Raw genomic sequence first — 13,689 nt, forward strand, 5'->3', positions numbered from 1 at the left:
CTTTGTTATGAATAGTAACAATGTGATGTTTTTAAATATAACAAATGAGTCAGGGATTTCAAAAAATATTTTTTGCACAAAACATTAAATTCCTTCGTGAGCGCAGAAAAATGAGTCAGGAGATGTTGGCTGCAAAACTGGGGCTTACCCGTGCCAAACTGGCTGCGTTGGAAGCCGGTAATACAAAGTCTCCCCAGCCGGAAGATTACATCAATTATTCAGGCTTTTTCAAAATCAGCATTGATACGTTATTGAAAATAGATTTGTCGAAACTGGGGGAGTTGAAAATACGTGATTTGGAAGCCGGGAATGATGTGTACATCAGGGGAGGAAACCTGAGGGTGCTGGCCATTTCGGTAGACCGTTCGAACAACGAAAATGTGGAGTATGTGCCGGTGAAAGCAAAAGCCGGGTATATGGCCGGATATAATGATCCGGAATTTATTGCGGCATTGCCAAAATATTCGATTCCGAATTTACCAAAGCAGGGGACTTTTCGCATTTTTCCATCAACGGGAGACTCGATGCTGCCGGTTCCTGAAGGCAGCGATATTGTTGCGCAATATGTACCGGACTGGACTGCTTTAAAGCCGGATACTCCCTGCATTGTTATTTTGAGAGGTCAGCAGGATTTTGTTTTTAAAATGGTTACGCTGAACGCTGAGGGTGCTGTTCTTCTGAAATCGCTTAATACTGAGTATAACCCTTACTCTGTTGAAGCGGGGGAGGTGATGGAGATCTGGCGTTTTTATGCATACACGAGCCGTAAGTTTCCGGAAGCCCGCCCAGAGATGGCCACGATATTGGAGGCAATTCGAAAGCTGGAAGGAAAAGTCAGGCAAATTTCGAAGAATTCCGGCGGAGAATAGCAGCAATGTTTGGGCTGTTTGCGATTGTGTCTGTCAGCTTAAAACCAACTTTTCGCGAGGGTCAAAAATCAAAATCCAGCTTTTTTTGCGGGTCTTTTGGCTTTTTGTTTATAAAGTCAGAAACCAGCTGGTCAATTTCGGGAAGGCAGCGGCCGCACGACGTGCCGGCAAGGGTCAGCTTCTGGATTTCTCCGGTGCTTGTTGCCCCTTTTTTTAAAGCCGCTTCAATCTCTTTTTTATCGACCCAGTTACACAGGCATACAATTCTGGCCATTATTTTTCGGTTTCAATAACTGTTACAACAATTTTTCGTTCCTTTCTGGGACCATCAAATTCGCACAAAAAAATATTTTGCCAGGTCGAAAGTCCCATTTTCCCATTAATAATCGGAATGGTTTCGCCCGGGCCAACAATGCCTGCTTTCAGGTGAGAATCGCCGTTGTTATCCTGAGCATCATGTTCCCATACTCCGGAAGGGACTAATTTATTGAACAGCGAAACCACATCGTTTTGTACCGATTCATCCCAGTTTTCCTGAATCATAATTCCGGCAGTAGCTCCCTGTACATAAACGTTTACAAGTCCGGTAGTAACATTGGCGAGGCGAACAATTTCTTTCACCTGCTCTGTTACATCAACCAAAACATTGTGTTTGTGTGTGGAAACTTTAATTGTATTCTGCATTAACCTACAACTTTGTTCTCAGAATAAACTTTTACTGTTCGGTAAATTTGTATTACGGTATCGTTTTTCGATAACGTGGCATAAATTTTTTCGGGGAATCGTTTCCCCATAAGTATTTTAAAAGAGGGTTTAAAGTTGAGATCGAACACCCACGAAAGCTGCATGATTTTAATGTCGAGTTCGCTTTCAACCAGCTCTTTGTCGACCAGTTTGCCGGCAATGATTTGTTTTGCAACAGCGGGCGAAACAACAGATCCCCTAGGTAAATCCCAGGTTAGTGTATGATTGGGCTCTGCTTTGGGATTGCCATAGTAATCGGTAATTACTTTTAGTATGTCCAGCTTGTCGGCATCTCTTAATAATTTGGCGTAATCCAGTGCATTTCCGGCAAGAGAGCCGGGCAGTTCCCGTTTGTTGTGGTATAAAATAGCATCCAGAATACCGGCTTGCTGTTCTTCTGAAAAGCTATTTAAAAAGCCTTTTTCTTGTAACACTTCCACAGAGTACTGCGCATGGTCAACCGATTGAGTATCGTTAAAAGAGCCAAATTCCACCAGTTGCTTAAAGCGCCCAATGTCGTGAAACAAGCCTGTTATATAAGCAATGTTCTGGCTGTCTTCTTCCCATCCCAATTCTTCAGCTATTGATTGGCACAATTGGGCAACTCGCAAAGAATGTTCGTATTTAATTTCGAAGTTTTTCCGTTGCTGCTCTGTTAATTCTGAAAATGAACTATAGTATGCACTAAAGTCTGACTGTGCCTGGTTAACCTTTTCTACCATATATCCCTCCGCTTTAATAGGTGCAAATGTAACTCAAACTACAGGTCGGATGCATTCCATACCTTCAATTTTTATTAACATCTTAACAAAAAGGTGCTTTTTCGCCATTATTTGCTCAGAAAGCAGAAGCCTTTATTTAATGAACTGAAATATTTGTTTTCGAATTATAGAATTTTGTTATTTTTGCAGCCGAATCTGGTCCCCTAGTTCAATGGATAGAATTTCAGATTCCGGTTCTGACGATATGGGTTCGAATCCCGTGGGGATCACAAAAAGAAGAAGCCTCGTAATTATAGTTATTGCGGGGCTTTTGTGTGTTCGATGTAAAGATAGAACCGTTTTGAGAAAAGGAATTGGGTGACAGTTTTTTACATCTAGTTATTCAATAATTGATTAACAAATTAACCCCCGCAATGGGGTGTTTATCTGTTTTTATATTTCCTGCAAAGTAAATATGTAGTTAGGGCAATGGATATGTGCTAACAAACATGCATGCAAAGTCTGAATTGTGTTGAAAAACAATGTTTTTGCGGATATGTTTTACGTTGTTGATTATACTCATAAGTAAAATTTAAAAGTTTCTTGGAACATACACGTGTGTATGTTATATTTGTGATATGAAAATTTCTAAAAGCGAGATAACCAAAAAATCACTTATTAATTCTGCACTTAATGTTTTGTGCAAAACATCATATAAGGGTGCAAAATTGCAAGATGTTGCAAATGAAGTTGGGTTATCAAGAGGAGCTATTTATTGGAATTTTAAAAACAAATTTGATCTATATGATCAGGTTTTAAAGGAATCTTTTGATACTGGGATGCATGATATTTACGCTATATTAGATTCTAATGAACCTGTTGTAAATACTATAAAAAAAGTCATTAACTATCTTTTAGATGATCGTTTTAATATTAATTATAAATCAGCCTTGCTTTATAACGGTCTGGTAATTGAGCACCCGGAAGAAATGCAGCCAATCATTACGCGAGTTGATAAATTGTTTAACGAATTGTTTAAGCGGCACAACGCTTTATTAAAAAGAGGAATACAAACCGGTGAGTTAAAATCTGATATTAATACTGAACTGGAAGCAAGAGTAATGTATAATTTCATTTGGGGATATTATACGAATAAAATACGTTTTTTTTCAAAACAAAATAGGATGGAAATAAAGGATTATGTATACAAAAAATTTGTGTTGCAATTGGCGACATAATTTTTTTGCACCAAAACATACACATGTGTATGTTTTGGTGCTGATATAAATGGATACAATATACTTATCAACAATAATTGATTATGAATTCAACTAAAAACTTAGACAAAAAAATTACGAGAAGAGATGCAATTAAAATTGGATCTCTTACAACAGCGGTGGTTGCTGCAACAGCAATTGTTTCTCCTAAAGAAACACTCGCTCAAACCTTAAACAAAAGCGTTGAAGGTAGCAGCGCAAAAAGACATGCCACTATTGATGACATCTACAAAATAGATCCAAATATGAGACGATTTGATCAAGCAAATACAGCTTTTTGCAAATCAGTTCTCAATGATTTTGGAATAAAACCATTAAACCCAGATGATAATCCACAATTAAAGAATGCTTTTATGAATGTGGTTTTTTCGTCTGATGGTTTTAATCCCATTTCTGGTCTGGAAAATCCGCATTTGAAAGAACAAAAGCCCGGGCACACAGATCTTGATCTTGCATTAGATACAGGAGCACTTGGTATGGAAAACTTCACCAGTTCTGCATTTGCCAGAATTATGGCCAATGAGAGTGGTACGGCTATATCACTGCCGGATGGAACTTTAATGCCTCTGTCTCTTTACAAACAAGATGTTCCGTTACCAGGTCAATTTAAAAAATTTCCAAAAAAATATAAATTCGAGACAACTGATGATGCTGCATATGCTATTAAGAAAGCAGCTAAATTATACGGGGCCGATTTAGTTGGGATTGCACCTTTCGAAGAACGTTGGGTATATAATACAGAAGCATATATACCATTTGATGTTAATGGGCAGCCAATTAAAGAAGAAGTTAATATATTCAGAAAAGTAGAATTCGATTTTGAGCCTAAATCAGTTATTGTTTTGGGCTTTGAAATGGATTATGAATCATACAAAACACAACCATCTGCTATTGGTGCCGCAGCAACCAGTATGGGATATTCTAAAATGATGGAAACATCTGTGAGATTAGCTTTTATGTTAAGACGACTTGGTTATAATACAGTTCATGCAGGCAACGCAGTTGGAGTTAGTGTACCTTTAGCAATTCAGGCTGGGTTAGGAGAATCGTCTCGTATGGGGCTTTTAATAACTGAAGAATTTGGCCCGAGAGTAAGGTTGGCAAAAGTTTATACTGATTTGGATATTACAACTGATGCTCCGAAAACATTTGGCGTAAAACAATTTTGTGAAATTTGTCGAAAATGCGCAGATGCATGCCCAAGCAAAGCCATTTCTAAAGCTGTTAAAACTACCGATCCGGAGAATAAACCCATGAACGATTGTAATGGAAAAGGAATTGATAAATGGTATAACGACCATCAGAAATGTCTATCATTTTGGGGAGAAAACTGGGGCGAATGTGCGGTATGTATTTCCGTTTGCCCATACAATAAAATTGATATGTGGCACCATGAAGCTGCCCGGTCAATAACAAAAATACCAGGGTTAAGAAATTTGGCGCGGTCATTCGATGAAATCTTTGGATATGGTCAGGCTGGAAGTGAAAAATTAATGAAATCTTATTGGAAAAGGAGGATATAATCATGAATATAAATTTAATGCTATTGATGTTTTTTTTACTTGGTTTTTTGAGTTGCCTCGCTGTTATTCAGATTTTAAAACTGAAGAAAAAATATACGTTCAAACTACCGGCGCGTTTGCTTATTGTTGTTGGTATATGTTTGTTGGTTTTTGCTGTAGCATGGACTATAAGTTCTTTGATTGAATTTGAGAACCAGGCAGCCGGAGTTGGAATGCTCTTTTTTGGAGGAAGTTCATTGGTATGCTTCTCTATCGCTACCAGGTTTACTACAAAAAAAACAGGTGAAGTTCAAAAATAAATGAGCTCCAACAAAAAATTAAGATCTTCTGATATTTTAATAATATGATTAAAATTAATGCTTTAAAGCGGGTAAGCTATTCACGCTTATCCGCAATTTTGGCAATTCTTATACTTGTTATTGTATATATAGCAGGGCTAAAAAGACAAGAGCAACAATTAAAAAGTATCGTTGCTACATCTTTTCCAGAGTTGAAGGATTTGCAACCTCTCAAAACAAATCCATTGTTATATGAAATTAAGAACCATGAACATGAAGTTGACCATTATTTGATTTTTAAAAAAGGGATGGGGTGGGGAGGTCCTTTTATTGTAATGGCAGAACTTGATACTGCAATAAAAATTAATAAAATTGAGGTGTTAGATCATTGCGAAACACCATCTTACATGTTAAAACTTCAAAAAAACGAATTTTTTAAACAATTTAATTTTTTACCTGCTACGTCAGCATTTACACTGGGGAATGATTTGAGCGCAGTTACAGGCGCAACAATTTCATCAACTGGTTTTACCAATGCTATCAAAGAAGGTATGCAAGAAGCTGCTTTTTTTGTTTTGGGCAATGAAAAACAAACGAGCACCGCAGCTTTTTCTTTTGGCGCAAAAGAAATTATTCTGTTTTGTATTTTTTTACTTGCATTGATTGGAAGCTATTTGAGGTTTAAAAAATTAAGGTATTTAACTCTTGGAATTAGTTTGATTGCCATTGGGTTTGTTTATAACTTCCCATTTAGTATATCTCATTTTACATCTATATTTCTTGGGTATGTACCTGGTATTTATACAAATGCTGCCTGGTGGGTGGTTGTTGGTGGTGCATTGGCTTTAATTTTTATTACTGGAAAAAATCTTTATTGTTCTTCGATCTGCCCATTTGGAGCGATGCAGGAATTAATTGCCAAGATTAGTGGATTTAAACTTCCTATTCATCCTATGGTTCTAAAATACGGCCCTAAAATTCTTTATCTCTTAACCTTTTTTGCCGTCGTTACAATGGTCTATTTTCGAAATACTTCGAGTGGAAATTATGAACCATTTGCAGCATTATTTAATTTAGATGGTTATGGCTTAATATGGTTCATACTTCCTGTGGTACTGTTCAGCTCATTCTTTTGGAAACGCTTTTATTGTCGCTTTTTGTGTCCGGCTGGTACAGCACTTAACTTAACAAATCGATTCAGAAACTGGATTAAGCATAAAATAAAAAACTCCACTAAAAACAAGTCACAATGCAAAAAGATGAATCAAAAATGTCAATCATTTCATTGATTATATATGTGTCAATAGTTATTGTTATACTCATGCACATCGCAAATTTTTGGCTGGAGCGATAAATAGGAAGACAAGCTATTTTGTTTAAAAACCAATCGCTTTTGCCCAATTGGGTAAACCCGTTTCGATAGCACCAATGTCGGGAGATTTTCCATGCATCTCATTTTTAATGTAAAAATGCTCGTTTTTGTGAGTGAATTCTGAAATTCCACGATCTATTAACGGGCTTTTCTCGGATAAACTATAGTCAGTATTCAGCATCGGATTTAAACTTAGTATTGTATTCTCAACCAGGTTACATTCAGAAAAAGGTATTTCGGCAATATATACATTTTGGTATGCAACAATCGATTTTTGATTGATTCCTTTCAGTGCGATATGCTGAATATTTGAAATGGAGTTATTCAGCACAATGGAGTTTCCTCCACCGCAAATTCCATAAGAGCAACTAGCTATTGTATTGTTGTAAATGTAAATACGCTCGGTTAATGGCGCGGCCTCAAAATTCTCTTTTGTGTTGCCGTCAGACATACAGCCAATTGCCGCCATGCTGATGTTTGCAATAATGTTGTTTTGTATTGTGATTACGCGGGCCGACTCTTCCGGATAGCCAATCAGTTGGATGCCGTCTTCGCCATTATTAACAATCAGGTTGTGACTGATTTCATAATTCAGCGTATCTCCGGAATAGTGCTGCAAGCGTATTTCAATGCCATCATCTTTATTGGTTCTGATAATGTTTCTTTCGATAACAATATCAACATCGTCATCCAAATCGATACCATCATCGCTGTTTAGCTCAAAAATGTTGTTTTGGCACAATCCGCCGCTGTTACTTTCATAATCCAATCCGTCGCTGCAATGTCTGACAATGTTGTGTGTGAAATTCATTTTTTCCCTCACGGAAACACCATCACTGCCATTTTCAATAGTAAATCCTGTAATGGTTGTATTTGGTCCGGTAACATTAATAACGTAATCGTTTTTACTGCCATTTATTACTGTATTACGTATGTCTTGCTTGTTGTTCGAAAAAATATAATTTGAGGTAAGTGTAAGGTCTTTTTGTGCTATTTCAAAATTTTCGTGATAAACACCATTCGCCACCAACACGGTATCTCCTTGGGTTGCTGCTTTAACTGCTTCTTGTATTGTTTTGTATTGTTCCGGAACTTTTAAAATAGAGGAATACCCCGTTTTAAAAAGTACAATGTTCAGGAAAAGAATAATTGTAAATGTTTTAGTGCCAGTCATTATTTGCTTTTTTTATATGTGAAAATGAGGCTGCCAAATTGTTGAAGCAGCCTCATTTTTGTTGAATTATTTTAGTTGTCTTTTTCTTCGGAAAAAATTACACCTTGCTCATCAATTTTAAGCTCATACTCTTCATCTCCTTTTTCGAGATCGACATCGTAATAAATTGAGGCGTCTTTTCCTTCCCGGATACTCACTTTATCAATTTTAAAACCCGGGTATTTTTCCAACACCTTCTTTTTGATATCCAACGGAAGCTCGTCAAAATAAGAAATAGTGTTGTTATGATATCTTGCCGCTATTGCTTCATCTTTGAGGTCGACAAAAGTATTGGGACCTTTTTTATTTTTGATCAAGTTAAAAGCGTCGTATAAATCGCCGGTAGCCGTGTACGATTTATAGTGAATGGTATCTTTATTTACGGTTACTACCTGAACCAGTTGAGTGTTTTCTCCATCGCGATTTTGTTCTGCGCCCCAGTTTTTCCACCCATTTTTGCGCAGCCGATACATTTTTCCTCCACTTACAGAAACTACGTAAACAGTACCTGTCTGGTCGCGTTTATTAACTCCGGAAGTGAGGTTGTATTCTTTGGGAGAAACACGGCCTCTGGCATACGTGTGGTCGTGTCCTTGCAAAACAAGGTCTACATGATATTTATCGAAAATGGGCTTCAGCAGCTCTCTCCAGCTCTTGTTGTCACGCCCCTCTGATGCTGAATAAAGAGGGTGGTGGAAAGTAACCACAGTCCATTGATTGGGGTTGTCGGCCAGTACTTTTTCCAGCCATTCTGCCTGTTCTTCACGATGTTCGCTCGAATTTAATCCGATCATCCGAACTCCTTGAAAGTCCATGTAATAGACTGTCTCCTTTAACTCATCGATATTGTTTAATCCGTTTTCGGGCAATGTGAATTGCGGCCTCCACTGAATGCTGAGTTTTTCCAGATCATCGTCTTGTCCTTCGTATAGCGGCTCGTATTCATGATTTCCGGGAACCGGGAAAGAAGCAATCATACCATGAATAAAACTTCCGGCTTTAAACCATTCTTCCCATTGTTGTTCGCTGTGAGCTGTGCTAACCAGGTCGCCTGCATGAACAATAAAACGGGCGTTTGGTGCCTGTAAAAATCCCTGGCGAATTAAGCGGGACCAAAGTTCCAGAATATAGTTCTGGGCATCGCCAACATACAAAAAAGAAAATTTGTCGTTTGAGTCGGATGCCGTTTTAAACTGAATCCATTCGCTCCAGTGTTCTCCGTCGCCTACCCGGTATCCGTAGAGCGTATTTGGTTCGAGATTTTTGAATGTTACCGAGTGATAGTTTGCAACAATGCCGGCGTCTTTTACTTTGCTTCCATCCAGCAATTCTGTGTTTGCGGCAAAACGTTCGCTGGTGCGCCAAAATTTTGGAGCTGCTGTAGCTTTTGCAATTTCAGCATAAGCGGTTTTTACATCTGCACTCGTTCTCCAGGTAACACTTGCCGTTGTTCGCGGGTCGGCGCCGTAATTCAGTATTATCCGGTCTGGATGTACAGTTGGTTGCATCCATTCTTTTTCGTATTTGGGCGTTTTATAAACAATACTTTTGTGCTGTGCCATGCTAACGTTAAAACACAAGCTTAATAGTAGTGACGCCAAAATGCTTTGTAATTTCATTTTTGTAAAATTTTAGTTTTTTAAGGAATCGGATGGAATTCATACCAATATTTAGCCATCGCTTTTGGTGTGAATTCCATCGTCATGCTTTTTAAAATTGTAGCCGGCCGGGCTAATAAATGTTGAGTTTCAGTCCAACCTGAAAGCGTGCTCCATTTTCCAATGCCGAATATGTATATTGTGGCTTCCACTGGTAAGTACGTTGTATCTCGTTTAAAAGATTGTTGGCAGAGGCAAAAAGAACAATTTTTTTGCTGATAAATATATCGATGTTTGCATCAAGGTAAGAAACTTTGTCGTAGTAAACATTGGTGAATTCAGTTGAGCCGTTGCTTGTCAGAAAATCAGAAGTATAATTGTATGAAACCCTTGCGCTGAGTCTCTTATTGTCGTATGCCAGCGATGCATTAATAATGTCTTCTGCAGTGCCGGATAACTGGTGTTCTTTATCTTTATTGTCTACCCAGTTGTGCGTGTAGTTGGTATAAACACTGAAGTTACGCAAAAAACCGGGAAGGAAATCCAGGCGTTTCTGAAAAGCCAGTTCAATACCAATCAGGTTAGCGTCGCCACCGTTTCCGGGAGTAAAACTTTCAAAATCGTGTCCTTCAGCTTTATTGTACCTTTTAATATAGTCTTCTTTCTGATCTTCGGTTATGTCTGTGCGGGCGCTTATCTGCTCCGGCGAAGGAACATACTGAACAACGTCTTCCCAGGGAAGAACTTCCATCATTGTTGTTTCAAAGTCTTTGATGTTTTTATAATATAACCCTGCAGATATAAGTCCGGTAGAACCAATATAGTACTCGCCCAGTAAATCGAAATTATGCGCTAATGTTGGTTTGATGTCCGGATTTCCGAATTCAATTTCGTCATCTTTAATATCACATTTTACATAGGGAACAATGTCCCGATAGTTAGGACGACTGATTGTTTTGGTATAGGCCAACCTGAAAACACTCCTTTTTGTTGGCATGTATTTCAAATGCACGCCTGGCAGTAAAGTGGTATAATTTTGCGATGCACTTACTTCTTCAAATACTTCAGCCCGTTCAAAATATTCCCATCCATGGTAGTCGATTTTTGTTTGTTCAACACGAAGACCACCCATCAGGCTTAATTTTTCACCAAACTTTTGGGTTGACATTAAATAGGCTGCATACACATCTTCTGAGGCAGTGTAACCGTCTGCAATTTCTTTGTTGTACCCGTTATTTACCATCCAATGGTCGGTTGTGTTGTTAAAGTCGGTAACTTGCGAGCCTACCCACTGTGCCGTAACCGATTGGCCTACATTGTAATTTGAGTTGTTGAAGTTGGAACTAACATCTTCCATGTTCTGTGCAAATTCGTTCCACATCCAACCCCAGTTAAACGTTTCCGGAGATTCCGGGTCATTTTGAGCAGGTTTCCATTTTACACGGCCAAGAAGTTTTTTGCTTTTGCTCATTGTTTTGGCTTTAGCTCCAAACTTGATTTTATTCTCAAATTTCCCATCGATTAACGGCAATTCAAAATTTGCAGAATAGAGAAACTGATCCACATTCGACCGGCTGTCTTTACCTTTAAAACCGTCCAACTCCCATGTGTCAACCCTGTTTTCGTCAATATCAGCTGAGGTTCTTCCTGCAATTTCCTGGGCCACGTTGTCTATTCCAAATCCTTTATCCAACCCGAGGTATCTGGGATTGGAGAAATCCATAAGCACAGTTTTTTCGTTGTAGCTTTGTAACTCAAAATCACGTGAGTCGGGTTGATTTTCGATAGATTTTACATACGCAAAATCCCAATCAAATTTCAGCGCGCCAAATACATGGTCTCCTTCAAATGCCCAGTTAAATATTTTTTTATGCGTTAAATCTCCGCCTTTGTCGTTTCCTCCGGCCAAAACATGCCTTTCCAATTCCGGATGGAACGACGGATGCAGGGGATCGTAGTCAACATACATGTTTCCGGTGTTGTCGTCAATCCCGTCGTTGTTTTCGTCAAGAACGATGTAGACTTCTCCTGTGCTGTCGTTTACCCCATCTCCATCGGCATCGATGTCTCCGTCAATTTCATCTGCAAAATCTTCCGGGTCATCAAAAACCTGTTCAAACCATTTTATGCCTGAATAGTCGTCTTTCATTTTCCAGTTGCCTTTATATCCGCCGCCAATATCGTCTATACGCAAAGTGTAGGTTTCTCGCCAGTCTTTGTAGTCATTAAAAATTCCGGTAAAGGCAATGCTGTGTTTTTGGTTGAACTTGAAATCAAGCCCCAGTGTATAGCTCTGGCGCAATCTTTCCATAAGCGTCTGTTCGATATTCAGATATTTGGGAACAAAATACTCATCGGTTCCGACCATGGTAGTTTCCCATGATGAGTTGTGACGGTTAGAACCTAACTTCTGTTCGTATATTGATGCTGACCCAATTACGCCAAACTTGTTGTTGAAGTAACGATCACCAAAAATAATGTTCCCGTTAAATTGTGGCTTTTGGGTAAGTGCACTATAACCTGTGGCGCCCGAAATAGAAAGCCTTTTGCTGTAAGGAGCTTTTCTGGTAACCAGGTTTACTGCACCACCAATTGCATCGCCGTCCATATCAGGTGTAATGGCCTTGCTTACTTCTATGGCCTGCACCATGTCTGCCGGAATGGCATCTACACCAACGGCACGGTCGTTACCGGTACCCGGCATTGCAGCACCATTAATAGAGATAGTACTTTTAGACGGATCTGTTCCGCGAATACTTATCAGTTTTGCTTCGCCCTGGTCGTACTGAACATGGATGCCCGGAATACGTTTAAGAGCATCTCCAATGTTAGGGTCCGGGAAACTCCCCACCTGATCAGAGGAAATTACATTCATAATGCTTGGTGCAGTGAGTTGCTGGTTTAGCGCTTTTAATACGCCACCGGCATTTCCCTTAACTACAACTTCGTCTAAAATTTCATTTTCAGAAAGTTGAAAATCAAGCGAAACTGAGCCACCATCAGTTACTGTAACGTTTTTTTCAATTTTTTTGTATCCCACATAAGATACCTGAACAAGATATTCTCCGGCGTCGATGCCGACAATAGTATAGTAGCCATCAACATTGGTAACGGTTCCTTTATTTATTGATGAAATGTAAACTGTGGCACCAGGTAAAGGAAAGTTTTCGGAGTCGATTATTCGACCAGTGATGATTCCATTTTTCTCTGCATCTTCATCATCTCCCACACAAAATCCAATCGTTGGAAAAAGGACGAAAAGTGCAAATAGTAAATAAGTAAGTTTCTTCATTTGTAATTTGTTTTTGATTTAAAAATAAATGAGCGTTAGTTTGTTATTGTTAAAATAAAAGTGTCGTACCTGAATCTTGCTGATGTCATATCATTCTCAAATTCAATTTGTTTAAGCCGATTAATTCCTTTTTGTGTTTTGCGGAAAACAACCGGTTTATTTTTAGGGGATGGTTGAAATAAATCATCGTTGGCAGGGCTGTTGGCAGAACCCCGGTTCCGGAAAAGGTTGCAATGCCCGGCGTTACTGTGCATGTTGTTTGCTCCGTTCATGGCATTTGTTAGGTTTCCGGAACGCCATCTCTGGTACCGGGAAATAACGCGTTAAAACTGATTTTTTGTGGATTTGCTCAAGGCTTAGCGCATCCGTTGTGTTTCTGATTTTTAATAAAGTCTGTGCAGAAAACGGGTTCTTTTGTTTTATTCCATCCCAACCCCGATGTGTCTGGTATTTTAGTTGGGGCAAAAGATAGCTGTCGTGGAATAAACAAACTTTTTTAGAGTAGTGTTTTTTCCCGATTTTTACAAAAATGTTCTGTGCAATGTTTCCTGCATCAGCCTGACCGGTGTGTAGGCAAGCCGTAACCAATAAACTTTGACTATGCACGCCAAAGCTTTGATTTAAGTCTTTTTTGTGTTTTAATATTGCTGGAATACTCTCCAAATTTTCATTTTTTTGAGAGCTCAATATTAGATGGATTGGGTTACGCTACAGTGAACAATCGATTAAAAAAAAATTACTTTTCGTTTCTGTGTTTTTCGTTGTTTTTTATGATCTGGTGTCTTTTTTTCAAGCCTGAGATTGGTTTTTTTTGCACCTTAT

General features: G+C 38.7%; 11 protein-coding genes and 1 tRNA gene. 6 read left to right on the forward strand and 6 right to left on the reverse strand.

From position 1 onward, the window contains the following. The first annotated feature begins 44 nt into the window (after positions 1–44). Positions 45–869 carry an XRE family transcriptional regulator gene (locus BUB08_RS04180; protein ID WP_072999224.1) on the forward strand — a complete coding sequence of 275 codons (825 nt, stop codon included), beginning with the start codon at positions 45–47 and terminating at the stop codon, positions 867–869. A gap of 61 nt (positions 870–930) precedes the next feature. Here the strand turns inward: BUB08_RS04180 and BUB08_RS04185 are convergent, their stop codons facing one another. From BUB08_RS04185 to BUB08_RS04195, 3 genes are read right to left on the reverse strand one after another with little or no spacing between them, the layout of a single operon-like run. Continuing rightward, positions 931–1,143 (reverse strand): (2Fe-2S)-binding protein, encoded by a 213-nt coding sequence (locus BUB08_RS04185; RefSeq protein WP_072999226.1) that lies wholly within the window; start codon positions 1,141–1,143, stop codon positions 931–933. After that, positions 1,143–1,553 carry a secondary thiamine-phosphate synthase enzyme YjbQ gene (locus tag BUB08_RS04190; RefSeq protein WP_072999228.1) on the reverse strand — a complete coding sequence of 137 codons (411 nt, stop codon included), beginning with the start codon at positions 1,551–1,553 and terminating at the stop codon, positions 1,143–1,145. Before BUB08_RS04190 ends, BUB08_RS04185 begins: the two co-directional genes overlap by 1 nt. Then, positions 1,553–2,335, reverse strand: a complete 783-nt coding sequence (locus BUB08_RS04195) for an HD domain-containing protein (RefSeq protein ID WP_072999230.1) — start codon at positions 2,333–2,335, stop codon at positions 1,553–1,555. Before BUB08_RS04195 ends, BUB08_RS04190 begins: the two co-directional genes overlap by 1 nt. A gap of 197 nt (positions 2,336–2,532) precedes the next feature. Between BUB08_RS04195 and BUB08_RS04200 the strand changes: the two genes are divergently transcribed. The 5 genes from BUB08_RS04200 (at position 2,533) to BUB08_RS04220 (ending at position 6,681) form a co-directional block, all read left to right on the forward strand. Beyond that, positions 2,533–2,604, forward strand: a tRNA-Arg gene (locus tag BUB08_RS04200). A gap of 348 nt (positions 2,605–2,952) precedes the next feature. Beyond that, entirely contained in the window at positions 2,953–3,552 is a 600-nt protein-coding gene (locus BUB08_RS04205) for a TetR/AcrR family transcriptional regulator (protein ID WP_072999231.1), read from the forward strand. Positions 3,553–3,635: 83 nt separating this feature from the next. Further along, positions 3,636–5,114 carry a reductive dehalogenase gene (locus tag BUB08_RS04210; protein ID WP_072999233.1) on the forward strand — a complete coding sequence of 493 codons (1,479 nt, stop codon included), beginning with the start codon at positions 3,636–3,638 and terminating at the stop codon, positions 5,112–5,114. 2 nt (positions 5,115–5,116) lie between these two features. Continuing rightward, positions 5,117–5,413 (forward strand): hypothetical protein, encoded by a 297-nt coding sequence (locus BUB08_RS04215; protein ID WP_072999234.1) that lies wholly within the window; start codon positions 5,117–5,119, stop codon positions 5,411–5,413. A gap of 44 nt (positions 5,414–5,457) precedes the next feature. Next, on the forward strand, positions 5,458–6,681 hold the full coding sequence (locus BUB08_RS04220) for a 4Fe-4S binding protein (RefSeq protein WP_072999236.1): 1,224 nt from the start codon (positions 5,458–5,460) through the stop codon (positions 6,679–6,681). 87 nt (positions 6,682–6,768) lie between these two features. On the opposite strand, the gene BUB08_RS04225 is transcribed toward BUB08_RS04220, so the two are convergent. The 3 genes from BUB08_RS04225 to BUB08_RS04235 form a co-directional block, all read right to left on the reverse strand. Further along, complete coding sequence (locus BUB08_RS04225; protein ID WP_072999238.1) at positions 6,769–7,938, reverse strand: right-handed parallel beta-helix repeat-containing protein; 1,170 nt, start codon at positions 7,936–7,938, stop codon at positions 6,769–6,771. Between the two features lie 71 nt (positions 7,939–8,009). After that, positions 8,010–9,596: a purple acid phosphatase family protein gene (locus BUB08_RS04230; protein ID WP_072999240.1), complete on the reverse strand. Its 1,587-nt coding sequence runs from the start codon at positions 9,594–9,596 to the stop codon at positions 8,010–8,012. Between the two features lie 112 nt (positions 9,597–9,708). Then, positions 9,709–12,867 carry a TonB-dependent receptor gene (locus tag BUB08_RS04235; RefSeq protein WP_083570576.1) on the reverse strand — a complete coding sequence of 1,053 codons (3,159 nt, stop codon included), beginning with the start codon at positions 12,865–12,867 and terminating at the stop codon, positions 9,709–9,711. Between the last annotated feature and the right edge of the window lie 822 nt (positions 12,868–13,689).

Source organism: Mariniphaga anaerophila, assembly GCF_900129025.1.
GTDB lineage: Bacteria > Bacteroidota > Bacteroidia > Bacteroidales > Prolixibacteraceae > Mariniphaga > Mariniphaga anaerophila.